This window comes from Acetobacter sp. A11-2, from assembly GCF_040208445.1.
Classification (GTDB): Bacteria; Pseudomonadota; Alphaproteobacteria; order Acetobacterales; family Acetobacteraceae; genus Acetobacter; species Acetobacter oryzoeni.
The window spans coordinates 2,065,647-2,088,830 of sequence record NZ_CP157843.1 but is presented as its reverse complement, the minus strand read 5'-3'; the positions used below and the strand labels follow the sequence as shown (position 1 = coordinate 2,088,830).

The following is a 23,184-nucleotide window of genomic DNA, read 5'->3' as shown; positions in this document are numbered from 1 at the left end:
AGTAAGAAAATTACAGGGTGCAACAGTAGCATCCATAGTGCTGTATGGAGTATGGAGGTCTGAATTCAGACCACGGTTAGGAATAAGGCGGCATGGCACTCACGGAAGAACAGCGGGCGGAAATAGCAGCTCACGGGCAGGAAACCTTTGCCACGCGCAGGCCTACCGTGCCAGCGCTGGAAGCCATGCTGTATGAACCGCAGGAAGTGCTGGATCATGGGTTCCTGCGTGTTATTGACTACATGGGGGATGATGCCGCCATTGTGCAGGCAGCGCGTGTTTCATACGGTCGGGGCACTCGCAAGGTTTCAGAAGATGCGGGGCTGATCCGGTATCTGATGCGCCATCGCCATTCTTCACCGTTTGAAATGTGCGAGATGAAATTTCACGTCAAACTGCCCATTTTTGTGGCACGGCAGTGGATTCGGCATCGCATGGCCAGTGTAAATGAATATTCTGCACGTTATTCCATTCTAGACAGTGAATTTTACCTGCCAGCACCAGAACATATGGCCGCACAGAGTGAAGTGAACCGTCAGGGACGAGGACAGATTCTGGCTCCTCAGCAGGCAGCTGAAGTTCTCGATATCCTGCGTGATGATGCCATGCGGACGTATCGTGATTACGAAAAAATGCTGGATGCAGAAAACGGGTACGGTCTGGCCCGTGAACTGGGCCGTATTAACCTGACCCTGAACACCTACACCCAGTGGTACTGGAAGATAGATCTCCATAACCTCATGCATTTTCTGGCCCTGCGGATTGACCCGCATGCGCAGTATGAAATTCGTGTTTATGCAGAAATTATGCTGAAGATTCTGCATGCGTGGGTGCCGGTAACAGCCAGTGCTTTTGAAGAATATCGCCGTGGAGCAGTCACATTCTCTGCAACCATGATGCAGGTTCTGCGTCGTATGTTGGCCGGAGAGAATGTGGAGCAGAAAGGTTCTGGCCTCAGCCGCCGTGAATGGGACGAAATGATGGCCAGTTTAAAAGGCTGATTGCCAGAGTGTTACCCTAACCATGACAAGCAAGTTGGACGATAAAAACGCCTCAAAGAAGGAAGCCCCCTTCTTTGAGCAGATTAAGAAGGAAGGCTTGCGCGGTAAAAAGTTACGGCAACCTTTTAGCACGGCACATCTGCCGCCGTTGTGGCCTTTCGTGGTTATTGCTGTTGTGCTGGTGGTTGTATGGGGTGTTCTGTTTATGAATGCCCCAGCTACCAAAGATAAGTGGCATTTTGAGTTTTGTGATCAGGCGCAGGGTGGAATGAAAAATATTTGCCCTAAGCTGGGTCCGTAAGAATGGCATGTTATAGATGCCTCGTAATTTCTAAAATTTAATGGAGTATAGAATGACAAATTTTATGCGACGTATCTCTATAGTGTTTTCCGGTATGGCTCTGCTCGGGCTGGCATATCCTGTTCATGCAGACACATTGCGGGAAAAACAGACAGAAGCTTGCAAAGGGGATGCTCTGCGCCTTTGTGCGCTGGCTATTCCCAATGAAAAGAAAATCACACAATGTATGGAGCGTAAGCAGGATAAGCTGAGCCCCAAATGTCGTGCTTTTTTCAAAAAAGGTTCAAAAACACCTCCGGCACATAAGCCAAAATCCAAATAATTACTTGTTCAGTTTGTAAGAAAACCGGCCGCCCGTTGCATGAAGGGGAACGGCCGGTTTTTCTTTTAAAACTGTTTACTTTTGCAGTTGTGGCCGCAGCATTTCTGCAACTGTATGTGCGATGTGGCGCCATGCTTTGGCACCTTCACCATCCGGGTTTTCAATAATACCGGGCACGCCTTTGTCCCCACTGGCGCGAATATCCGCCAATAGTGGAACTTCGCCTAAAAAAGGCACACCCATGGCTTCGGCTTCTTTCTTGGCGCCCCCATGGCCAAACAGTTCTGTATTGTGTCCGCAATTCGGGCAGCAGAAATAGGACATGTTTTCAATCAGGCCCAATACGGGCACATTTACTTTTTCAAACATTGTCACGCCGCGGCGCGCATCGATCAGTGCGATATCCTGCGGGGTAGAAACAATAACAGCGCCGGTTAAAGGCACTTTTTGTGTAAGAGAAAGCTGCGCATCGCCGGTGCCGGGTGGTAGATCCACCACCATTACGTCCAGATCTCCCCAGGTTACATCTGTCAGCAGCTGATTGATGGCGCCCATCACCATGGGGCCGCGCCAGATCATGGCGGCCTTTTCATCAACGAGCATGCCAAGGGAAACAGCTTTAATTCCCCATGCTTCAACAGGCTGCAGTTTGCCTTCTATAACCTCGGGCTTGCCCGTTGCGCCCAACATGCGGTGCAGGGAAGGGCCATGAATATCTGCATCCAGAAGGCCAACTTTCAGGCCCTCCAAACCAAGCCCAACGGCCAGATTGGTTGCAGTGGTGGATTTGCCCACGCCCCCTTTGCCCGAGGCCACGGCAATAATGGTTTTTACACCGGGAAGAATAGGGGCATTGCCATCAGCCGGTGCCACACCCCCTAAAGGACGATGCCCACCAGATGCTGCTTTGGGTTTTGCTGCGGCTCCGGCAGGGCGATGTGCGGTAAGAATAATACTGGCACTTTGCACACCCGGAAGGGTTTCTAGCTGACGGGCAGCGCCATCGCATAAAGCAGAAATGGTTTGGGCATGTTCCCGCGCGACAGCAAAAGCGACAGAAAGTTTGCCTTCCGTAAGTGAACAGCCTTCCAGATGCCCATAAGCCAGCAGGTTTTTGCCCGTTTGTGGGTCTTTTACATTTTCCAGAACACGTGTGATGTCCTGAGAGGAAACGGAGGGAGGCTGGGCCACAATTTTGCTCCTGTTAAAGGTGATGAGGTCTGTTGTGTTGGCAACAGCAAGTATGGCTTGCCGTCAAGGGGAAGGCCTGCGCGGGATGTTGTGCAGGTTCAGTATGTTTCCTGCGTGTGACAGATTTTTTCTGGCACAGAACAGACGAGGCCGGTAGATGACGCACATGGTAAATGCAGTGGCGGATGGCCGGGTGGATAAAATGACCTCACAGGCTGAAAAAACTTCAGGATCTGGTGTTGTCTCTGCACCGCCTTCCAAGTTGACTGTTGGCCGAGGGCGAGATCATCGGATTGATGCCATGCGTGGTGTGGCGTTGCTGATGATGTTTATAGACCACATCCCTCAAAACCTGCTCAACCGTTTTACCATGCGCAATGTCGGGTTTGCAGATGCGGCAGAAGTGTTTGTGCTGCTTGCGGGCTATGCATCATGGTTGGCATATGGGCGTGGCTTTAAAAAATATGGTGTGCCCACAATTCTCAAGCGGATTTTCCGCCGGTGTGTGCAGCTTTACATTGGCCAAACCATTATGGTGGCAGCTTACGTCTTTACCGTACGGGCATGGCGCCATTTTACGCCGGTTTCAGTCGATTATCTGGAGCCAGAACTAGCACATGGCATGGGCTGGGTCTGGCGTGTGATGATGTTTGATGCCTTGCCCAGCAACCTCAATATCCTGCCTCTTTATATCGTTCTGCTGGGTGGGTTCCCGCTTTTTTATGTGTTGATGCGTGTGCACCGCTCACTTGCGCTCGTGCTGTCTGGTGCTGTGTGGCTGTTTGTCAATTTTGATCCGGAAATAAACTTTCCCAACTGGCTGGACCCCGATGGATGGTATTTTAATCCGTTTGCATGGCAGTTTCTGTTTGCGCTGGGGCTGACTGCTTCTGCCGAAACAGAACGGCGCGGGGGGGATCTGCCACGTAAGCGGTTACTTGTGATCGCCAGTATTTTGTATCTGGTGTTTTCTGCCATTCAGGCGTTCCCATGGACATTGTGGGGGCTGCCAGATTTCCGCCCGTTTGGAGATTCCATAGCGCCTGCCAAAACATGGCTTTCTCCGTTTCGTCTGCTGGATGTTGTGGCCATTTTTTATCTGGTTCAATCTTCAGATAAAGCGCGGCAGTGGGCAGCAGAAAGCAAGCTGGGGCAAATTCTGGCGCGGGTTGGCCGTCATTCGTTGGAAATCTTTGTGGTTGGCACGGTGCTGGACCTATACGCGCGGCTCATTTTCAGCACGTTTGGTGAAGGCTGGGGCTTGCAGGTAGCGGTTAACATTGTGGGGCTGGCAGTTCTGTTCTGGCTGGCAGCTTGGCTGGATGCCCGCCGCACACGCCAGCGTGCTGCGTTGGCGGCCAGTAAGTAACGCAGTGTTGTCCGTATTACGTAAGGAAACACCATGTCTTTCACGAAACTTTCTTCTCTGCCGCATATGGCCCGGCTTTTGCGGCATAAAAAGCCTGTAAAAATTACGTTGTTTGGGTCTTCCTCTACAGAAGGCGTGGGCGCTTCATCAATTGCAGCCAGTTACGCAGGTGTTTTTGAACAAACATTGCGTGCTGCCGTGCCGGATAAGCTGGAAGTCATCAATCGCGGTATTGGTGGGCAAGGGGCCGTGCAAATGCATGCCCGCTTGGCGCAAGTTCTGGCAGATAAGGCCGATCTTGTAATCTGGCAGGGCGGTGTAAATGACCCGCTAACAGGCGTAAATCTGGCAGACTTTGAGCAGCTAACGCGAGATGATCTGCAAGCGCTGCGCGAAAACGGAGCAGACATTGCGCTTATGGATTTGCAATGGTGCCGTTTGCTGGATGAATGCCCCGTGGCCCCGGCTTTTCAGGCATCTGTGCATGCACTGGGGCGGGAACTGGAAATGCCTGTGTTCCCACGTTTTGATCTGATGAAACAGTGGAGCAAAACATACGGTTTGGGGCGGGAAGATCTTTCGCCCGATGGCATCCATATGGGTGATATTGGCTACCGATTGTTGGGTGAGGCCGTAGCGAAGTGGGTACTGGAACTGGCGGAGGGGTAACGGCTTTAAAACCGGGCTGATAGAAGCGGAACAACAAGCCGCCTGTGCAAAGCGGGCTGACCTTTCAGCATGTTCATGCCATAAACTCAGAATACATTTTCCTGCCGCTGTCTGACAGAAAGACTGTTTCTTCCATGCATATATCTGTCCGTTTTGCCCGTGTTTTTTCTCTGTCTGGCCTTTTGTTGGCAGGTGCAAGTTTTGTGCATCCTGCACAGGCAGATCAGGCTGCTACGGCTGCGCCGCCTGTAGTGGTTGCGCAGCGCGTGCCAGAAAGCTTTGCAGATCTGGCCGCAAAACTTCTGCCTGCTGTGGTGAATGTATCTACCACCCAGACTGTGCGGGCAGATTCGGACGATGATGAAGAAGATGACCAACTGCCACAGATGCCCAATTTTCCGCAGGGCTCTCCGTTCGAGAAATTCTTTCATGATTTCATGAACAGGCAGACAGAACCGGATGCACCGCCACGGCGGATGCAGGCATTGGGTTCTGGCTTTATTATTGATCCTACCGGTTACATTGTGACCAATAACCACGTTATCCGTAAGGCAGACCGTATTACAGTCACCTTGCAGGATAACACGGTGCTGACAGCCAAAGCTGTGGGCCATGATGACAGAACAGACCTTGCTCTGCTGAAGGTGGAAAGCAAAAAGCCTCTGCCTTTTGTGCAATTCGGTAATAGTGACAGCCACCGGGTAGGGGATTGGGTGCTGGCCATTGGCAACCCGTTTGGTCTGTCTGGCACTGTTACGGCAGGTATTATTTCCTCACGCGGGCGCAATATTGACCAAGGCCCGTATGATGATTTTATCCAGACGGATGCGCCCATCAACAAGGGCAATTCCGGTGGCCCGCTGTTTGATATGAATGGGCAGGTTATTGGCGTAAATACAGCCATTTATTCGCCCTCCGGTGGGTCTGTTGGTATCGGGTTTGCCATTCCTTCCAACGAGGCCCGCAATGTGGTCGAACAGCTGCGTAAAACCGGCAAGGTGTCACGCGGGTGGCTGGGTGTCAGAATCCAGAATGTCACGCAGGATATCGCCGATGGTTTGGGCCTTACGCCAGCACGTGGCGCTCTAGTGGCTGGGGTGGAAAAAAATGGCCCAGCAGCCAAAGCAGGATTGCAGACAGGGGACGTGATTCAGGCGCTTAATGCGCAACCGATTGAAGGCAAGGCGTTGCCACGCCTTTCTGCCCAACTGCCGGTGGGAAGTGTGGCGCATCTTGGCGTATGGCGGCATGGCAAAACTTTGGATCTGCCTGTCACTATTGCGGCCTTGCCTGAACCTGCGGATGAAACACCTCAGAAACCAACGGCTCCATCTAAAACCAAGGAAACTGTCAGTTTTGCAGATTTTGGTTTTTCTGTTGGCATCATTGATACGGCAGCCCGGCAGAAATACGGCCTGTCTGCCAATCAGAAAGGGGTGCTGGTCACATCCGTGCAGGAAGATGGCCTTGCCGCAGACCGAGGGCTAAAGCCCGGAGATGTGATTACCGAAGTGCAACAGGCTGAGGTGAACACACCAGCAGATCTGAAAAAGCGGATTGAAGCCGCCAAGAAGGACAAAAAGCGGTCCGTACTGCTTCTTGTGCATGATTCGGACGGTTTGCGCTGGATTCCGTTTTCCTTAACGGGTGAAGATACGTCTCAATAAATGGTTCCATTTTCTATTCAGGCGCCATGGCTGAACAACGCCGTGGCGCGGCAGACCGTACGGCTACTGAGTGCCGTTGGCCTTTCTGGTTTTATGGTGTGGCTGACCAATCTGCAGGAGCCGGGCTGGGCCATTATTACATCCGTTATTGTCACGCAGAACAGTATCACGGATACCATTTCTAAAGGACGAGATCAGATTGTTGGCACCCTTATTGGGGCGGCTGTCAGCATTGTACCCATTACACTGATGATGTTTTTGCATTGGCCTTTGTGGGAGGCCTTTGCCATTGCTTTTATACCACTTGCTGTATTGGTAAGCTGGAAGCCCGCCGCGCGCATGGGTGTGGTGACACTCATGATTGCGACGTTGTTCCCCACAGAGGGAGATCCCTATCTTCGCCCCATCGAGCGTGTGCTGGCTATTCTGATCGGGGTGGGGGTTTCCACGTTGGTAACGTACGTTGTGCTGCATGAGCAGGCACGGCGAGACGCTTTTCGCAACGCAGCGGAAACAGTGACGCAAATTGTGGCCATGTTGCAGAAAGCCCGTTCTGGAGACACAGATTGGGTGACCATTCAGGATATGAATGATGATTGCGCGGCTTCTTTGCGCAAGGTGCAGGCCGCGTTGGAAGAAGCGCGGCGTGAACACTGGAAGCCGTTAGAGCAACGAGACCCCATGTTGGCGCAACTTCCCAAGGAAGTGCGGCAATTGCAGATGGACGCATTGGTGGTGGCTCGTGCCATGCTGCGTTTTCCACACTCTGGCGCCACTATTCCTGCACAACAGGTGGCCACCATTAGTGCTGGTCTTTTGCGTGGGTTTCAGTGGGTTATTCAGCGTTGTAATGATGAAGCCACTGCCCGTTCAGGGGATGACAGCCGCGTGGCCGCAGAAGTTATTTCTGCCCTTCCGACTGAAGATGAAACGGCAGACCCTATTATACGTTTTGTTGTGGGAATCCTGCTGACAGATCTGAAACATATTATCAGTTTTCTGGGCGAGGATGATGCAGATCGGCCTTGATCTTCAGGTAGGTCAATCTGTCTGAAACGCTATAAACCTGTCTGGCGGCCGGAGTGCTTGAGGCATGATGAAGCCCCATTGTGGCTGACAGCGGAGGAATGGGCAGGCAATGGTGAGTGATCTCAACACGGTTGTGCGTGTGCATCAGACAGGCTCCCCCGAGGTATTGCGTGTTGAAACGTTACCTGTGCCAGAACCTCAAAAAGGAGAGGTTCTGCTGCGGCAGGAGGCCATAGGTGTTAATTTTATAGATACTTATTTCCGTTCCGGCCTCTATCCATTTCCGACTTTGCCAGCAATCCCCGGAAATGAGGGGGCAGGCATTGTGGAAAAACTGGGTGAAGGCGTACAGCATCTTCAGCCTGGAATGCGGGTTGCCTACGCTGGAGTTTTGGGGGCCTATGCCCGTTATCGCACCATTGCAGCAGACAAGCTTGTGGTGCTGCCAGATACTATTCCGTTTGATATTGCAGCAGCAGTGACCTTACGTGGCCTGACAGCCCATATGTTGTTGCGCCAAGTTTACCATGTGCGTGCAGGGCAGGATATTTTGGTTTATGCCCCAGCCGGAGGGGTAGGGCAGCTTGTCTGCCAGTGGGCGCGCCGCTTGGGGGCCCGTGTGATAGGCGTAACATCTACAGAGGAAAAAGCGATCATTGCCAAAGCGTGTGGCGCTTCAGACGTTGTTATTGGAACATCAGATTTACCTACCCGGATAAGAGAGCTGACTGACGGGAAAATGGTGCCTGTGGTATATGACAGCATTGGGCGCGATACCTTTGAAACCAGCCTGAACTGCCTTGCCCCACGTGGGCTTATGGTCAGTTATGGAAATGCATCCGGGCCGGTGACGGGGATATCTGTGGGCACCTTGAGTGCGCATGGCAGCTTGTATCTGACACGCCCTTCTCTGACGACATATATTGCTGACCGTAAGGAGTTGGAAGCAAGCGCGCAGGAACTGTTTGCGATGCTAGCGCAGGGTGTGTTGAAGCCAGAAATTGGCCAGCGCTTTGCACTTAAAGAAGCAATGCAGGCCCATAGGGCGTTGGAATCGCGCAGCACAACGGGCAGTACGATTCTGACAGTCTAGGTTTTTGCGCAGCTGTCATGAACATGCGCCAACACGCATTTCAATGGCATGACGTGCAGGCGCGTATAGGGTAGGATAACTTATCTGCCTGATTGTAATGGGCGGAATAGATCAAGGATAACAGAACATGTCCAAGTGTGCGGTTAAGTGCCCGAAATCTCCGTGTGTGCGTGGTCTTCTGGTTGCCGGACTGATTGCAACAGTGGTGTATTTCCTGCGTAAGAAGAAGTCCTGCGCATAAAATTTGCTTCTTGCAGATTTCATGCAGCAAAGCCCGTCTGGTCTGCCAGACGGGCTTTCTGTTTTCTGCTCGCGCCGTTGTCAGACCCCATAACATGGCGTCATGGCTTGTGTTATGGTGAAACCATTGTATCACGGGCATTAAAATAACCCAGTGTCTGGCGCATGGCTGCATCAGACTGATGTTGGAAAGGATTAAGAGCGTTGCATCCTCTCGTTTCCCGTATGTCTTCTTTGGTCACAGGTTCAGTGGCCGTGTGCACGCTCGCTGTAGCTGGCTTGGCTGCTGCTCCTTCCGCAGCTCATGCTCAGGCTTCCGTGCTTCTGAAAAACCAGACCGCAACCGCTGTGGTTGAAACAGTGGACCGTGATGCGCGTGAAGTGCTGCTGCGCGAAGGCAATGGGCATCTGATTACCGTTGAATACGGTAGCGCTGTGCGTGATCTGCCGCATCTGCATGAAGGTGATCACCTCAAGATTCGGTTTGTGGAAACGCTGGGCGCACAGATGGCTCCACCAGATAGCCCGCTGCCCGAATCCACACTCACAACAGCACGCGGTTATGCGCATGGCCATCCACGCGGCGTGATTGCAGCTTTCAACCGTGAACGTGGCACCATCAAGGCAATCGACCTGAAAACGCACACGGCTTCCTTTGTGACGGACGATGGCGCGCTGCATGTTGCTGTTCTGCGCACGCAGGCCATGCAGGATTTTCTGGCGACCCTGAAAATTGGCGATGTGGTGGATATTACGCGTGCGGAATCCATCTCCTACGTTATCACCAATGAAAACGTGCCGCAGCCGCCAACCAATGGTCAGCAGCTTGCTGTTCCGGCTGGTGATAGCGTAGCCGCTACGCCTGCTCCGGCAACACAGGCTGCCCCTCCGGCGGCTCCGCTTGAAGCGCCTCCTGTCGCTGGTCAGTAAGTTTCATTGTGTTCGGGATATCATCTATGTTGCGGTGATATCCGGCTTGTTTGAAACATCATAAAAAACCCCGGTGGATTATTTTCCACCGGGGTTTTTTGTAACTTATACGCTCAAAAACTGCGTTTTAACGAGGTGTGCGCCGTGTAAGCTGGCTGACATCCCTTACAGCGCCACGGGCAGCACTGGTGGTGAGGGCTGCATAGGCTTTCAGTGCGTTGGAAACCACGCGGTCACGCTTGGGCTGCCATGCCTGATCACCCTGATCATCCATGCGGGCGCGGCGGTCAGATAGCTCACTTTCTGGCACAGCTACAGCCAGTTTGCGGTTCGGGATATCAATTTCAATAATATCACCTTCCTCAACCAAGCCAATCACGCCACCTTCGGCAGCTTCAGGGGAGATATGGCCAATAGAAAGGCCAGAACTACCGCCTGAAAAACGTCCATCCGTAATCAGAGCGCATTTTTCAGCCAGCCCTTTGGATTTCAGATAGCTGGTGGGGTAAAGCATTTCCTGCATGCCGGGGCCGCCTTTGGGGCCTTCATAGCGGATCAGTACTACATCACCGGGTTTGATTTTGTCGCCCAGAATGGCGGAAACAGCGGCATCCTGGCTTTCAAAAATACGGGCCGGGCCAGAAAATGTTTCCAACCCTGCGGCAACGCCTGCTGTTTTAACAATGGCGCCATCTTCAGCCAGATTGCCGTACAGAACAGCCAGACCGCCATCCTGATTATAGGCGTGTGCCCCGTTACGGATGACACCGTTTTCCGTATCCATATCCAGTTCATGATACTGGCTGGACTGAGAGAACGCTTCCGTAGTGCGCACACCGCCCGGAGAAGCACGGAAGAAGTCTCGCGCTATGGTGTTGGTTTCAGCACCCGGAGCACGAATGTCCCATTTTTTCAGGGCTTCGGGCAGGTTGGCAGAATGCACCATAGGCACATCGCGGTGTAGCAGGCCAAGCCGATCCAACTCACCCATAATGGCCGGAATGCCACCCGCACGGTGCACGTCTTCCATATGCACATCCGGGCGGGAAGGGGAAACCTTGCACAGATGCGGCACCTTGCGGGAAAGGCGATCAATGTCCTTCATGGTAAAGGGCACATCGCCTTCATGCGCAGAAGCCAGAAGATGCAGCACAGTGTTGGTGGAACCACCCATGGCGATATCAACAGACATCGCATTTTCAAACGCATCCATGGTGGCAATGCTGCGTGGCAGCACAGAGGCATCTTCCTGCTCATAATAACGGCGGGCCATATCCACAATGCGCTGCCCGGCTTCTACAAACAGGCCGCGGCGTGCGGAATGTGTGGCTACAAGGCTGCCATTGCCGGGCAGGGAAAGACCCAGAGCTTCTGTCAGGCAGTTCATGGAATTGGCGGTGAACATGCCGGAGCAGGAACCGCAGGTAGGGCAAGCCGAACGTTCAATAGCGAGCGAATCGGCATCGCTTACATTCGGGTTGGCTGCAGAAACCATGGACGTGACAAGGTCTGCCCGCTGTTCAATATCCGCCAGTGTTACGCGTCCGGCTTCCATTGGGCCGCCGGAAACAAAAATGGTGGGGATATTCAGCCGCATGGCGGCCATAAGCATGCCCGGCGTAATTTTATCGCAGTTGCTGATGCAAACCAGTGCATCCGCACAATGTGCGTTCACCATATATTCTACGGCATCGGCAATCAGCTCGCGCGAGGGCAGGCTGTACAACATGCCGCCATGGCCCATGGCAATGCCATCATCCACTGCAATGGTGTTGAATTCACGGCCAATTCCGCCAGCTTCGGCAATGGATTGGCACACAAGCTGGCCCATATCCTTAAGATGCACATGGCCGGGCACAAACTGGGTAAAGGAGTTGGCAACCGCAATAATGGGTTTGCCAAAATCGGAGTCTTTCATCCCGGTGGCGCGCCACAGGCTGCGAGCGCCTGCCATGTTGCGCCCGTGTGTAGTGGTGCGGGATCTGTAACCGGCCATGGTGGGGTCTTCTCTCTGGTTTCTGTCTGCTGTGTGGTTCCGGAGCAATCTGGCGTCCGCCAGATATATGGGGGCTGCACATTAGACTACAAAGAAACTTCTGTCAGGCCGGGATTACGGCCTAAGGGCGGATAGTGGTTTTTCCTGCTACAGTTTTGTGACAAATCTGCTTTTCTCCAGCTTTCTTGCGGGGATTATGTTGCAGGAGACGGAGGCGTTCAGTATTCCTCCTCGCATCCGGCGGACGTTCGGAACGGAGAGCAGATGGAAATTTCCGCAAGGCAGCCCCTGCCCGCAACAAAAAAGAACCACCCAGCCGGAGGTGTTCGCACAGCAGATCCTTTCTTTAGGATGCTGGTGATGGCAACCGGTATTGGTGTTCTGGTGGTGCTGGGGGCCATTATTGGTGTGATGGCAGTAGGGGGCTGGAAAGCCTTTGCTGTTTTTGGCCCTGAATTCCTTATATCTGCGGTGTGGAACCCTGTTACCCAGCATTTTGGGGCAGCGGCACCCGTTTTTGGCACTATTGTTAGTAGTGCGATGGCGCTTGTTGTGGCCGTGCCATTGGCTTTTGGTACTGCATTCTGGCTTGCAGCACTTGCCCCTCCGGCAGCCGCAGCTTTTATTGGCATGGCTGTGCAGCTTCTGGCTGCTGTGCCTTCCATTATTTTCGGGATGTGGGGCTTTTTTGTGGTGGTGCCGTTGGTGGCCCACTATGTGCAGCCTACGGCCCGGCATCTGTTCGGGCACGTGCCTGGGCTTTCTGCGCTTGTAGCTGGTGCACCATTTGGCACGGGCTTGTTCACCGCCAGCCTTATTCTGGCAATCATGATTACGCCTTCCATTACCGCCGTGATGCGGGACGTGTTTGTTTCCATGCCAACGGTATTGCGTGAAAGTGCCTACGGATTGGGCGCTACGCGGTGGGAGGTTATGCGCAACGTGGTGTTGCCGTGGTCTCGGCAAGGTGTGATTGGCGCGGTTGTTCTAGGCATGGGCCGCGCCATGGGTGAAACAATGGCTGTGACCTTTGTTATTGGTGATAGCAACCATATCGGTTGGTCACTTTTCGCCCCGGCTAACACCATTGCTTCTCTTATCGCTCTGGAATTCCCTGAAAGCGCGGCAGGTAGCTTGAAGTTGGCGTCTCTCATGGCGCTGGGGGCTATCCTGATGGCAATTTCATTCCTGACACTCTGGTTCTCTCGCTGGCTTCTGGCCCGTGGGCAAAAAGCTGCGGGAGGTTAAGAATGGCTACGTCACGTTCTCTCCTTCGGTCTGATCGTTCTGCTTCGCTTCTGTTGCGCAGAAAAATCACCGACAGAATGGCAACCGGTCTGAGCTGGCTGGCCATGCTGATTGTTGTGTGTGTTTTGGGGTCCATTTTGTGGACACTGATTAAAAACGGGTTGGCTGGGCTGAGCATTAACCTGTTTACGCATTCCATGGCGGCACCGGGCCAGAATGGTGGGCTGGCAAACGCCATTATGGGCAGCCTTCTGCAAACCGGGCTGGCCATTTTGCTGGGCACACCAGCCGGGCTGCTGACAGGTATTTATCTGGCAGAATACGGAGCAAACAGCGTGCTGGCGCGCACGGTACGCTTTGTTTCTGACATGCTGCTTTCTGCCCCATCCATTCTGATCGGTCTGTTTATCTATATGGTGCTGGTGGCGCCGCTGGGGCATTTTTCTGGTTATGCGGGGTCTTTGGCTCTTGCCATTCTGGCTATGCCGATTGTGGTGCGCACAACAGAGGACATGCTTTATCTGGTGCCCGTTGCCATGCGTGAGGCCGGTATTGCGTTGGGTGCCCCCAAATGGCGGGTCATTCTGTTTATCTGCCTACGTGCAGCGCGCGGTGGCATTCTTACTGGTGTGCTGCTGGCCGTGGCACGTGTGGCGGGTGAAACAGCACCGCTGCTGTTTACATCACTGGGGAACTCCGAGTGGTCTGTTGATATGAACAGGCCTATGGCCAGCTTGCCCGTAGCTATCTACCAGTATGCAGGTTCCGCTTATCAGGATTGGATGCAGCAGGCCTGGACAGGTGCGCTGCTGGTTACACTTGGTGTATTGGTCATTAATATTGTGGTGCGGGTAGGAACCCGTGGAGGACGGACATGAGCGTAGAGGTCCAAACGGAAACCGTTGCCGCAGAGCAGACAGTGACTGTTGCTGAGACAGAAAAAGATGCCCGCCCGATTGCCTTGCAGGTGCGGGATCTGAATTTCTATTACGGCAAGTCACACGCGCTGCACGATATTTCTCTTAATTTCCCCGAACGCAGCGTAACGGGCATGATAGGTCCATCAGGGTGTGGTAAATCTACCCTGCTGCGTGTGTTAAACCGGATGTATGACCTGTATCCGGGCCAGAAGGCCACGGGCGAAGTCATATTTGATGGCCAGAATATTCTGGCCGCCGGGGTGGACTTGAACGTTCTGCGTTCTCGCATTGGTATGGTGTTTCAGAAACCCACGCCATTCCCGATGTCCATTTACGATAATATTGCTTTTGGTATTCGGCTGCATGAGCGTGTTTCTCGTTCAGAAATGGATGGACGGGTAGAAGACGCCCTGCGGCGCGTGGCTTTGTGGTCTGAGGTGCAGGACAGGCTCAGCAGTTCTGCTACGGCCATGTCTGGCGGCCAACAGCAGCGTTTGTGCATTGCGCGCACAATTGCTGTACGGCCTGAAGTTATTCTGCTGGATGAACCTACAAGTGCGTTGGATCCAGTTTCCACAGCCCGTATTGAAGAACTTTTGGATGAACTGAAAACGGAGTTCACCATTGCTATTGTAACGCACAACATGCAGCAGGCTGCGCGGTGTGCGGATCAGGTGGCGTTTTTCTATATGGGCAAGCTGATTGAAGTGGACAGCACGGCACGTATGTTCACAACCCCGCGTGAGCAGCAGACGCAGGATTATATTACCGGCCGCTTTGGGTAAGCAGAAAGGAACACGTTATGGGAAACGAACCCGCACATACCGTTACCCGATACGATCAGGAGCTTGATCGGCTGCGTGGAATTGTTGCCCGCATGGGTGGTTTGGTGGAACGCCAGACAGCGCAGGCCATTGCCGCAGTGGTCGATCAGGACGAAGAAGCCGCGATTGAACCACCTGAACTGGATACAGAGGTGGATGCGCTGGAGCGTGAGGCAGAAATGCTGGCAATCCGCATTCTGGCTCTGCGCGCGCCAATGGCGGTGGATTTGCGCATGATTGTTGCCGTTCTGAAAATGAGCGGTGATCTGGAACGTATTGGCGATTACGCCTCCAGCATTGCCCGCCGCGCCATGAAGGTGGAACCGCTGGACGGTGCATTTTCCTTTAGCCCATTACGGGCCATGGCGCGCCTTGTTCAGGAAAACCTGCACAAGGCTATTGAGGCTATGGTGGAAAATGACAGCACCCGCGCCATGGAAGTATGGAATGCGGATACCGCTGTGGATGAGCTGTATACAGCCATGTTCCGCGAGCTGGTGACGTATATGATGGAAGACCCGCGCAAGATTGGCCCGTGTATCCATCTTCTGTTTGTTGCGAAAAATCTGGAACGCATTGGTGATCATGCCACCAATATTGCAGAACGGGTTTATTACGCTGTTACCGGCAACATGCTGCCTGCAGTGCGCCCAAGAGGCGGAGCTGCCAGAAAAGACGCCAACAAACAGTCTTGATTGTCTAAAAGTAAGGATTGGCGGGTTTTTACCTTTTAAAGGTACGCGCCAATCCTTCTTGCAGGTCTATGGGCTGCACACCCAGAAAATCCTGCATCTGCGAAATATCAAAATTTTTGTTTTCAAGTAGACGCCGAATTTCATCCGGCCCAATTTCAGGTAGCCCGGGAACCCGAGATGTTACACGGGCACACGCCATAAGCAGTTTGGCGGATAATGAAATAAATGGGCGCGAGCGTAATCCGCTAGCCTGTTCTACCAACGTTACAAACTGTCTGTAGGTTACGGCATTTTTCCCGGCAATCACAAGGCTGCGTGGGCCATGCCATGTTTGTGCAAGTGCGGCCAGAATACTGGCGGTCACATCTCCCTGCCAGATGGGTTGCACCAGTGCTGTGCCGCCATTTGGCAAAGGGATAACAGGTAAAAAACGTAGAAGTGCCGCCAGGCGCTGCACGTTATTTTCACCCTGTGCACCATAAATCATGGTGGGGTGTAAAATAATGCCATCTCGCCCGGAGTCCAGCAGGGCTTTTTCACCCAACAGAACCCCATTACCGTGTGCATCGGGCCAGCGGGTAAATTTGCGCGTGCTGCCCAAACATACCAGTTTGGCAGAAGCAGGTGCCGCAGCTAGCAAGGCTGGGATATTACGCGCATGCGCTGTGCAAACAATACGCGTGGCATCTGCCAATGCGGGTTTTACCAGCTCTGTAGGGGCTGTGAGATCGGCAATGCGGATATTTTCTAATCCTGCTGCCCGGCTGGCGTTACGCACAATCGGAACAACAGGAATACCCTGATCCCGCAAAGCCTGACACACAGCTTGCCCGGAGCGGCCTGATGCTCCGATAACATGAACAGGTTCTGCCGCAGGTTGGGATGTCTGAGGAGGCAGCATTACGGCGTGTGCAGGGAAAGGCCGACCTGCTGCGCAATTTGTGGTGCCACGCCCACAGCCCCCAAAGAAGCCAGAACTGTCATGAGGGGAAGAGGGCGCTGTGGCTGGATATAGATGTCCAGCGGGCCTTTTTCAGGGTGCAGAGCATAGGCAAGTGCTTGCGTTAGAATCGGGTTGTTGCCCTGTTTGGTCTGTTCCTGCCAGCCGGACAGCATATCCTGCAGGTTCATGTTGCGTGCCTTGGCAGCCTGATCCAGTATTTTAGGCACAAGCCCATGATCCATATAGTTCATGTGCATGTGTAAAACCTGCATATCTGCATTTGCAGCTACAACAGTATGAGAACCTGCCTGCGCAAAATCTCCATCCAGATGCAGGCGGCCCATCTGGGCGGCATCTACACTCAATTCTTCAATATGCAATTTGTCTGTTTTGAGATCATGCGTGTCGTTCAGAACCACAGAGGCACGTAGGCGATCATAACCTAGGGCGGGTAGCCACGACATATTGGGCAAGTTGGGCCAGAGTTCTGCATCCTGCACGCTGGAAACTTCCTGTTCAGCCGCTTCAGACCTGCTGGAATGGGAAAGAATTTTTACAGCGCGTAAAAGCGGGCTGTCACCATCAATGGCAAGGTGGTCAATCTGGATATCGCGGGTGCCATTGCGGCCGGTATAAGCTGTTCCGGTTGTAAGGCTATTGTACAATCCGGCCAGATCCAGCCCATCAATGCCAACATGGTCAGCAGAAACATGGCGCGCAGGCGGCACATCCGCAGAAAATTGTAGCTTTGTGGCCTCAAGGTGTGAGGCCATGCTTTCTCCAAAGTCATCTACCGTAACGGTATCGGCTGCAATATCGGATTGCAGGCTATCAATAAACCCGTGCAGCTTTGTGGCCTCTGCATGCTGGATAGAAAGCGTATGCGCTGGTGTGTGCACATCTTCCTTAACAGGGAGTGTCACGCCCTCCATGGCCAGTTTTGCCAGATGCAGGCTGCCTGCCGTATCTGCCATTTGGAAGTTGCGGAAGGTAAGGTGTTCAATAAGTGGAGACTCGGAGCCTTTGGTAACAGGCTTGGAAACCTCTGCTTCATCTGCAGTTATGGTTTCTGGCCCTTGGCGGAACACAAGGCTGGTAAACTTTACACTGCGCCCCAGTACACCGGGTGTGGCTTTCTTATATGTAAAAGAAGCATCAGGCCCCAAGGTTTGCCTAAAACGCTCTATGCTTTTGTCCAGCATAAGGTGTTCGGCATGGCGTGCACCAAGCCAACCAATGCCACCTAGAATGGCAATGCCGGAAATCATGACCAGAACGTTCTTCTTCACCCGTTGGAAATCCTACTGTTTCGGGACACAAAACCAGCTTTAGTGCATGGCGGATGGGGCTGCAAGCGCCGATACGGTAATATGTTACCTATAGAAAACCCCCTGAAAATACAGACATCAACGCAAACAGTGCTTGACCTTTTGTTTTGAGCACCGCATAAGGCGCCATCTTGGATACACAACTGTTCTAGTATGGAATCAGTGTCATGAAGACCACCCTCTCGCTGAAGCCCGCGGAGGTGACGAAGAACTGGATCCTGATCGATGCCGAAGGTCTCGCTCTAGGTCGTCTCGCCGTCATCATTGCCCAGCGCCTGCGCGGCAAGCATAAGCCTCAGTTTACTCCGCATGTTGATTGCGGTGACCACGTTGTTGTCATCAACGCGGAAAAAGTTGCCCTGACAGGCCGTAAGGCTGATCAGAAGCTCTTCCACTATCACACCGGTTACCCCGGCGGCATCAAGGAACGCACTGTAAAGCAGCGCCTTGAAGGCAAGAATCCGGGTCAGCTGGTTGAAAAAGCTGTGGAACGCATGATCACACGCGGTCCGCTGCAGCGTCAGCAGATGCGCAGCCTGCATGTTTATGCTGGTGCAGAACACCCGCATGCTGGCCAGAACCCCCAGCAGCTTGATGTTGCGGCCATGAACCGCAAGAACGTTGTTAACGTGCAGAAGGGCTGAGCAGAATGTCTGAAACTCAGGAACGTACAGGCACGCTGGCCGATCTGAAGACCGTGGTTCCAGAAATTGCTTCTGACGCCCCGGTTTATGAAGCCAAGCGTGACGCTCAGGGCCGCTCCTATGCAACGGGCCGTCGTAAAGACGCAGTTGCTCGCGTGTGGATCAAGCCTGGCAAAGGTGAAATCACCGTTAACGGCCGCCCGGTTGGTACCTACTTTGCACGCCCCGTGCTGCGTATGCTGCTGACCCAGCCTTTCCTTGTATCTGACCGCTACAACCAGTTCGATGTGGTTTGCACCGTAACCGGTGGTGGTCTGTCTGGTCAGGCAGGTGCTGTTCGTCATGGTATCAGCCGTGCGCTGACACATTATGAACCAGAACTGCGCAGCATCCTTAAGGCTGCTGGCTTCCTTACGCGTGACTCCCGTAAGGTCGAACGTAAGAAATACGGTCGCGCCAAGGCACGTCGTTCCTTCCAGTTCAGCAAGCGCTGATCTGTCGGGAAAAACGGTTTACCGTTTGGCAAAAACGGGTGGGGAAGAAATTCCCCACCCGTTTTTTTATGGCGTCATGAAAGTTTTGGCATCTTGCGCAAGGGCTGCGCGGCTGTCTGCACGGATATAAAGCATATGCCCGCCGGGGTAGGTATGCAGGGCAATACGGTTTCTGCCTACAGGGATATGCTCAGCAACCCAGCGTGATGAAGCAAAGGGGCAGACCAGATCATAATACCCGTTGGCAATAAAAACCCGTAATGTCGGGTTAAGTGCTAAAAGACGGCGGAGAGTAGGAATAGGGCGGATAAGAGGGGTGTTTCCATCTCGATAGTCCCACGCTTCATTCACCTTCATGTTCAATAGTGAATAAGTCAGTGGTGTGCGAAAGTTCAGGTTTGTTGCGGCATATTGCTCAAATGCACTGCCATAGGCACGCGTAAAGCCGTCCAGAATTGGGTCTGGGCTTGCACCATTTTCCACACCTTCGGGGAATGGATCGGCAATAGAAAACGTACCATCGTACAGAGAATAAAGTCGCCCACCACGGCTGCGCACATCATGAGCCTCTGGTTGCAGCATGCCGCTTTCTTTTACGACAGTTTCAAGCGGTATGCCGGAATGCGCGGCAACGTCTTCATAAAAATATTGTGCAGCATTTCCGGCAAGTGGCGTATTGGCCAAGGTGCTGAGGTATGGGCCAATGGCGTAATGGTATGCGCTATCCAAATGTCCGGCGGCATTTTCTGGTGTGAGCTTATGTTGGAGCGCCAGTTGGGATGCTTCCAGAGAGGGCAGGACAAAGCTTGTTGCCAGAATATCGTTGGCTGTGTCCAGCAGTGTCATATCCAGTGCAGGTGAGATCATGATGATCCCGTTCACCAGAATGTTTTGTTCTTGCGCGAGGGCATCTGCAACTTCAATGGCCCGTAGGCCACCGTAACTTTCACCTACAAGATAGCGCGGAGAAATCTGCCGATTATTGCTTTGTGCCCAAAGTTGAATGGCCTTGGCAAATGCATGGGCATCCTGTTTGACACCGTAAAATGTCTTGATGGCTTTTTTGGCATCTGTGGGGATAGACCAGCCCGTGCCGGGTGCATCTATAAACACCAGATCCGCCGCAGCCAGCCAACTTTCAGTGTTGGGAGTAAGCTGGGCATTGGCACCATCTGCCGGGTTGCCATTGGGGAAAGAGAGAACGGAAGGTCCAGCTGCACCTAAATGCAGATAAGCCGTGCCTGCACCCGGGCCACCGTTAAAGAAATAGGCAACGGGCCGATGTGCCGGATCTACACCATCCTGCGTATAGGCAACGTAAAAAACACGTGCTGTAGGGGCGCCTTCATCATCCCGTAGCGTCAGGGTGCCGGTATGGGCTGTGTAGGAGATCTTGCGCTTATCAAAAATGCCAGTGTGATGCGTGATGGCATCCTGAGGCAGCAGGGCTGCTTCATTGTGAAATGTATCTGTTTGCGTTTGTGCCGGAGCTGGGCCTGTTAATGGGGGTATGGGCTTGGTTGGCGGTGGTGATGGCTCAGTTGCGGCTATGGCTGCGGTAGATAGGCTAAGGGCAACCGCCAAAGAGCCAGCAAGCTTCAGCTTGCTAAAACTTGGCCATTTTGCCGGGTAGAAAACAGATTTCATCACGATACGCATGATCCTTGAGTTTCTCGAAAATACTTGTCGCTATGCTGCGTCTGCAATCGTGTTCTCGCAAGGGCCGGGCTGGACTATTTTTTGCCAGAATTACATGTCTAAAAATTCATTAACGCTCCACTTCGTGTGGACAGAATTGAAGAAAGAATAGGTTATTATGAGGTTTATTCAGAAATTTGCGGTGATGAGTTTATCTGTGGCAGCGTTGGCTGGCACGGCATCTTTGGCACATGCTGATCCATGCCTGTCTCTGACAGGTTGCCTGCAGCAGGACGCACAAGACCAACTGAATGCAACGCGTGATAGCGTGCGCAATGATGCCAATAATCTGACATCGGGTTTCAGAAACAGTGGTCAGGCTGCGCGGGATCAGGTGCGCAACAGTTGGAATAATAGCACTGAAGCAACGCGTGAACAGCTGCAGGCGCAGCGTGACCGCGTCACCAACGCGGAAAAGAATGTGCGGGACCGCTGGAACAACAGCGGTGAGGAAGCACGTGAGAAACTGCAGGCACAGCGTGACCGTGTCACCAATGCGGAAAAGAGCGTTCGGGATCGGTGGAACAACAGCGGTGAGGAAGCGCGTGAAAGACTACAGGCGCAGCGTGACCGCGTAACCAACGCAGAAAAGAACGTTACAGACCGTTGGAACAATGCGGGGGAAAATACGCGTAAGGCTTGGAAGGCTCAAAAAGACCGGGTTTCTTCAGACCTGCGCGATGCAACCACTCTGCCGCCTTTGTAAGGCTGGCTCAAACTGCATCAGGCCGCTTGAGTGCGGCCTGATGGGTTGAGGAGTGTAGAGTTATTTTGACTTACGCTTGCGGGAAGAACCGTTTTTGCTGGCACCTTCCCGACGTGGCGCAAAAGAGCGGCCACCTTTTGGTTTCCGATCTGCATAAGCTGGGCGAGGCCCGCCACCACCACCGCCGCCTTTGCGGGGTGCTGCTGCTGGTTCTACTGTAATTTCATCCGGGTCCGTGGCAGAGGCGCAAGACGCAAACTGCTCGGCTTTATCGGGAGAAATTTCAACCAGTGTGTGGTCCTGCGTGATACGGATAGAGCCGATATCCTGCTTTTTAATATTCCCCAAGCGGCACAGCATGGGCACCAGCCATTTGGGGTCTGCCCGATCTTCACGGCCAACAGAAAGGCGGAACCATTTACCATCCATCGCAGGGGCGCGTTCTCTTTCGCGCGCAGGGCGGTTTGGATCACGCTCACGCGGAGCACGGCGAGCATCTGGTGTAATAACGCGCACAGAAACAGGTGCCGGCAGGCTTTTATGCCATAGGCCAACAAGTGCTGCCGCCAACTGTTCTGGCGTGTGTTCAGCTGTAAGGCGGCCGATTAGCGTTTGCGTTTCTGCATCTTCTGGTGCCGGAGCAGAAAGGAACGGGGCACCTAACAGGCGTTCGGCATCGGCCGTGGCAATGGCAGCCGGGGTAGGGGCACCACTCCATTCTGCGGTGACCTTGGCGGCCTGAAGCAGGCGCTCTGCCAATCTTCTGCGTGCGGGCGGTACCAGCAACACACAGGTACCTTTTTTGCCCGCACGGCCTGTACGGCCGGAACGATGCAGCAGGGTAGCTGGGTTGGAAGGCAGGCTGGCATGAATAACCAGCCCCAAATCTGGAATATCAATACCGCGGGCAGCCACGTCTGTTGCCACGCACACACGGGCTTGGCCGTGACGCAGGCTTTCTATGGCGCGGCTACGTTCGTTCTGCCCCAGATCACCTGAAATGGCGACGGAGGAAAAACCGCGTTCTGTCAGAATCGCCTGCAACTGGCGCACCGCTTCACGCGTGTGGCAGAAAACGATGGCAGCGGAGGATTCCATCAACCGCAGCACGTTTACAACCGTGCCAGCCATATCGCCCTGTTCTGTCAGAACGGCGCGGTAGGTAATATCGGCATGGGGTGTGTTAGCACCTACTGTATCAATGCGCAGGGCATCGTGCTGATAGCGGCGGGCAAGGGCCGCAATATCGCGTGCAATAGTTGCGGAAAACAGCAGGGTGCGCCGCTCTTTGGGCATAGCGTCCAGCAGGGTTTCCAGCTCATCACGGAAGCCCAGATCAAGCATTTCATCTGCTTCATCCAGCACCACTGCTTTGAGGTGTGAAAGATCAAGCGCACCGCGGCGCAGATGGTCACACAGGCGGCCCGGCGTGCCCACAACAATGTGGCAGCCAGAGGCAAGGGCACGGGCTTCCTTGCGGGGTTCCATGCCACCAACGCAGGAAACAATGCGTGCACCGGTTTCGGCATACAGCCATTCCAGTTCACTGCGCACCTGCAAGGCAAGTTCACGCGTGGGAGCAATAACCAGAGCGATAGGCGCGCCAGATGGCACGCAGCGGCCTGCATCATTCAGCAGCAGGTCAGCCAGCGTTAGGCCGAAAGCAACAGTTTTGCCAGATCCGGTGCGGGCTGAAACCAGCAGGTCGCGATTTTTGGCATCATCGGCCAGAACGGCGGCCTGAACAGCGGTAGGAGCAGTAAAGCCACGTGCAGCAAGAGCACGAGCGAGAGGGGCAGGAGCATTCTGAAAAGGCATACAATCCGGATCCGGGCAACGGGAATAGAAATGCGAGATAAAGGTTCCTGCCCGGAAA

Annotated in this window: 22 protein-coding genes; 16 read left to right on the top strand and 6 right to left on the bottom strand. The window is 53.5% G+C overall.

All coding sequences use genetic code 11. The features are described from left to right. Positions 1-92: 92 nt before the first annotated feature. From thyX to ABNV41_RS10125, 3 genes are read left to right on the top strand one after another with little or no spacing between them, the layout of a single operon-like run. Complete coding sequence (gene thyX, locus ABNV41_RS10135; RefSeq protein WP_050818649.1) at positions 93-1,001, top strand: FAD-dependent thymidylate synthase; 909 nt, start codon at positions 93-95, stop codon at positions 999-1,001. A 22-nt stretch (positions 1,002-1,023) separates the two neighbouring features. Then, positions 1,024-1,302: a hypothetical protein gene (locus tag ABNV41_RS10130; protein WP_050818647.1), complete on the top strand. Its 279-nt coding sequence runs from the start codon at positions 1,024-1,026 to the stop codon at positions 1,300-1,302. Between the two features lie 40 nt (positions 1,303-1,342). Beyond that, complete coding sequence (locus ABNV41_RS10125) at positions 1,343-1,624, top strand: hypothetical protein (RefSeq protein ID WP_050818645.1); 282 nt, start codon at positions 1,343-1,345, stop codon at positions 1,622-1,624. Between the two features lie 75 nt (positions 1,625-1,699). Here ABNV41_RS10125 and ABNV41_RS10120 read toward each other — a convergent pair whose 3' ends face one another. Next, positions 1,700-2,815 carry an Mrp/NBP35 family ATP-binding protein gene (locus ABNV41_RS10120; RefSeq protein WP_050818644.1) on the bottom strand — a complete coding sequence of 372 codons (1,116 nt, stop codon included), beginning with the start codon at positions 2,813-2,815 and terminating at the stop codon, positions 1,700-1,702. Positions 2,816-2,972: 157 nt separating this feature from the next. Here ABNV41_RS10120 and ABNV41_RS10115 point away from each other — a divergent pair, with 157 nt between their 5' ends. The 6 genes from ABNV41_RS10115 (at position 2,973) to ABNV41_RS10090 (ending at position 9,812) form a co-directional block, all read left to right on the top strand. Next, the gene (locus tag ABNV41_RS10115) at positions 2,973-4,184 is read left to right on the top strand and encodes an OpgC family protein (protein WP_050818643.1); all 1,212 of its coding nucleotides are present in this window, start codon (positions 2,973-2,975) and stop codon (positions 4,182-4,184) included. Positions 4,185-4,217: 33 nt separating this feature from the next. After that, a complete protein-coding gene (locus ABNV41_RS10110) occupies positions 4,218-4,853 on the top strand; it encodes an SGNH/GDSL hydrolase family protein (protein ID WP_050818642.1) in 636 nt (211 codons plus the stop codon). Positions 4,854-4,987: 134 nt separating this feature from the next. Next, positions 4,988-6,520 (top strand): DegQ family serine endoprotease, encoded by a 1,533-nt coding sequence (locus ABNV41_RS10105; protein WP_050820280.1) that lies wholly within the window; start codon positions 4,988-4,990, stop codon positions 6,518-6,520. Continuing rightward, on the top strand, positions 6,521-7,549 hold the full coding sequence (locus ABNV41_RS10100) for an aromatic acid exporter family protein (RefSeq protein WP_050818641.1): 1,029 nt from the start codon (positions 6,521-6,523) through the stop codon (positions 7,547-7,549). A gap of 109 nt (positions 7,550-7,658) precedes the next feature. Beyond that, positions 7,659-8,642 (top strand): quinone oxidoreductase, encoded by a 984-nt coding sequence (locus ABNV41_RS10095; protein ID WP_050818640.1) that lies wholly within the window; start codon positions 7,659-7,661, stop codon positions 8,640-8,642. Between the two features lie 465 nt (positions 8,643-9,107). After that, a complete protein-coding gene (locus tag ABNV41_RS10090) occupies positions 9,108-9,812 on the top strand; it encodes a hypothetical protein (protein WP_050818639.1) in 705 nt (234 codons plus the stop codon). 127 nt (positions 9,813-9,939) lie between these two features. On the opposite strand, the gene ilvD is transcribed toward ABNV41_RS10090, so the two are convergent. After that, positions 9,940-11,808: a dihydroxy-acid dehydratase gene (gene ilvD / locus ABNV41_RS10085; RefSeq protein ID WP_050818638.1), complete on the bottom strand. Its 1,869-nt coding sequence runs from the start codon at positions 11,806-11,808 to the stop codon at positions 9,940-9,942. Positions 11,809-12,072: 264 nt separating this feature from the next. Here ilvD and pstC point away from each other — a divergent pair, with 264 nt between their 5' ends. The 4 genes from pstC to phoU are packed head-to-tail and all read left to right on the top strand — an operon-like array spanning position 12,073 to position 15,495. Continuing rightward, complete coding sequence (gene pstC / locus ABNV41_RS10080) at positions 12,073-13,056, top strand: phosphate ABC transporter permease subunit PstC (RefSeq protein WP_014457531.1); 984 nt, start codon at positions 12,073-12,075, stop codon at positions 13,054-13,056. A gap of 2 nt (positions 13,057-13,058) precedes the next feature. Continuing rightward, positions 13,059-13,934, top strand: coding sequence for a phosphate ABC transporter permease PstA (gene pstA, locus ABNV41_RS10075; protein ID WP_050818637.1), 876 nt, complete (start codon positions 13,059-13,061; stop codon positions 13,932-13,934). Next, complete coding sequence (gene pstB / locus ABNV41_RS10070; protein ID WP_003624643.1) at positions 13,931-14,761, top strand: phosphate ABC transporter ATP-binding protein PstB; 831 nt, start codon at positions 13,931-13,933, stop codon at positions 14,759-14,761. The genes pstA and pstB overlap by 4 nt, the downstream gene beginning before the upstream one ends. A 17-nt stretch (positions 14,762-14,778) precedes the next feature. Continuing rightward, positions 14,779-15,495, top strand: a complete 717-nt coding sequence (gene phoU / locus ABNV41_RS10065) for a phosphate signaling complex protein PhoU (RefSeq protein ID WP_050818636.1) — start codon at positions 14,779-14,781, stop codon at positions 15,493-15,495. Between the two features lie 28 nt (positions 15,496-15,523). Here phoU and ABNV41_RS10060 read toward each other — a convergent pair whose 3' ends face one another. After that, the gene (locus ABNV41_RS10060) at positions 15,524-16,396 is read right to left on the bottom strand and encodes an SDR family oxidoreductase (RefSeq protein WP_050818635.1); all 873 of its coding nucleotides are present in this window, start codon (positions 16,394-16,396) and stop codon (positions 15,524-15,526) included. Further along, positions 16,396-17,727 carry a hypothetical protein gene (locus ABNV41_RS10055; protein ID WP_050818634.1) on the bottom strand — a complete coding sequence of 444 codons (1,332 nt, stop codon included), beginning with the start codon at positions 17,725-17,727 and terminating at the stop codon, positions 16,396-16,398. Before ABNV41_RS10055 ends, ABNV41_RS10060 begins: the two co-directional genes overlap by 1 nt. 206 nt (positions 17,728-17,933) lie before the next feature. On the opposite strand from ABNV41_RS10055, the gene rplM reads away from it, so the two are divergent. Both rplM and rpsI read left to right on the top strand, forming a co-directional pair. After that, positions 17,934-18,410: a 50S ribosomal protein L13 gene (rplM, locus tag ABNV41_RS10050; protein ID WP_006115057.1), complete on the top strand. Its 477-nt coding sequence runs from the start codon at positions 17,934-17,936 to the stop codon at positions 18,408-18,410. A gap of 5 nt (positions 18,411-18,415) precedes the next feature. Further along, entirely contained in the window at positions 18,416-18,904 is a 489-nt protein-coding gene (gene rpsI / locus ABNV41_RS10045; protein ID WP_003624653.1) for a 30S ribosomal protein S9, read from the top strand. A gap of 66 nt (positions 18,905-18,970) precedes the next feature. Here the strand turns inward: rpsI and ABNV41_RS10040 are convergent, their stop codons facing one another. Then, on the bottom strand, positions 18,971-20,563 hold the full coding sequence (locus tag ABNV41_RS10040; RefSeq protein ID WP_050818633.1) for a S10 family peptidase: 1,593 nt from the start codon (positions 20,561-20,563) through the stop codon (positions 18,971-18,973). Between the two features lie 184 nt (positions 20,564-20,747). Between ABNV41_RS10040 and ABNV41_RS10035 the strand changes: the two genes are divergently transcribed. Beyond that, the gene (locus ABNV41_RS10035) at positions 20,748-21,308 is read left to right on the top strand and encodes a hypothetical protein (RefSeq protein WP_230844588.1); all 561 of its coding nucleotides are present in this window, start codon (positions 20,748-20,750) and stop codon (positions 21,306-21,308) included. A 60-nt stretch (positions 21,309-21,368) separates the two neighbouring features. Here ABNV41_RS10035 and ABNV41_RS10030 read toward each other — a convergent pair whose 3' ends face one another. Continuing rightward, entirely contained in the window at positions 21,369-23,126 is a 1,758-nt protein-coding gene (locus ABNV41_RS10030; protein ID WP_050818631.1) for a DEAD/DEAH box helicase, read from the bottom strand. Between the last annotated feature and the right edge of the window lie 58 nt (positions 23,127-23,184).

Excerpts from the sequence above, each read along its gene's own strand:
- pstC (WP_014457531.1), top strand. The coding sequence starts at position 12,073 with ATGGAAATTTCCGCAAGGCAGCCCCTGCCCGCAACAAAAAAGAACCAC.
- ABNV41_RS10030 (WP_050818631.1), bottom strand. The coding sequence starts at position 23,126 with ATGCCTTTTCAGAATGCTCCTGCCCCTCTCGCTCGTGCTCTTGCTGCA.
- rplM (WP_006115057.1), top strand. The coding sequence starts at position 17,934 with ATGAAGACCACCCTCTCGCTGAAGCCCGCGGAGGTGACGAAGAACTGG.
- rpsI (WP_003624653.1), top strand. The coding sequence starts at position 18,416 with ATGTCTGAAACTCAGGAACGTACAGGCACGCTGGCCGATCTGAAGACC.
- pstA (WP_050818637.1), top strand. The coding sequence starts at position 13,059 with ATGGCTACGTCACGTTCTCTCCTTCGGTCTGATCGTTCTGCTTCGCTT.
- ABNV41_RS10100 (WP_050818641.1), top strand. The coding sequence starts at position 6,521 with ATGGTTCCATTTTCTATTCAGGCGCCATGGCTGAACAACGCCGTGGCG.
- ABNV41_RS10115 (WP_050818643.1), top strand. The coding sequence starts at position 2,973 with ATGACGCACATGGTAAATGCAGTGGCGGATGGCCGGGTGGATAAAATG.
- thyX (WP_050818649.1), top strand. The coding sequence starts at position 93 with ATGGCACTCACGGAAGAACAGCGGGCGGAAATAGCAGCTCACGGGCAG.
- ABNV41_RS10040 (WP_050818633.1), bottom strand. The coding sequence starts at position 20,563 with ATGCGTATCGTGATGAAATCTGTTTTCTACCCGGCAAAATGGCCAAGT.
- ABNV41_RS10095 (WP_050818640.1), top strand. The coding sequence starts at position 7,659 with ATGGTGAGTGATCTCAACACGGTTGTGCGTGTGCATCAGACAGGCTCC.
- ABNV41_RS10130 (WP_050818647.1), top strand. The coding sequence starts at position 1,024 with ATGACAAGCAAGTTGGACGATAAAAACGCCTCAAAGAAGGAAGCCCCC.
- ABNV41_RS10060 (WP_050818635.1), bottom strand. The coding sequence starts at position 16,396 with ATGCTGCCTCCTCAGACATCCCAACCTGCGGCAGAACCTGTTCATGTT.
- ABNV41_RS10105 (WP_050820280.1), top strand. The coding sequence starts at position 4,988 with ATGCATATATCTGTCCGTTTTGCCCGTGTTTTTTCTCTGTCTGGCCTT.
- phoU (WP_050818636.1), top strand. The coding sequence starts at position 14,779 with ATGGGAAACGAACCCGCACATACCGTTACCCGATACGATCAGGAGCTT.
- pstB (WP_003624643.1), top strand. The coding sequence starts at position 13,931 with ATGAGCGTAGAGGTCCAAACGGAAACCGTTGCCGCAGAGCAGACAGTG.
- ABNV41_RS10035 (WP_230844588.1), top strand. The coding sequence starts at position 20,748 with ATGAGTTTATCTGTGGCAGCGTTGGCTGGCACGGCATCTTTGGCACAT.
- ilvD (WP_050818638.1), bottom strand. The coding sequence starts at position 11,808 with ATGGCCGGTTACAGATCCCGCACCACTACACACGGGCGCAACATGGCA.
- ABNV41_RS10090 (WP_050818639.1), top strand. The coding sequence starts at position 9,108 with ATGTCTTCTTTGGTCACAGGTTCAGTGGCCGTGTGCACGCTCGCTGTA.
- ABNV41_RS10110 (WP_050818642.1), top strand. The coding sequence starts at position 4,218 with ATGTCTTTCACGAAACTTTCTTCTCTGCCGCATATGGCCCGGCTTTTG.
- ABNV41_RS10125 (WP_050818645.1), top strand. The coding sequence starts at position 1,343 with ATGGAGTATAGAATGACAAATTTTATGCGACGTATCTCTATAGTGTTT.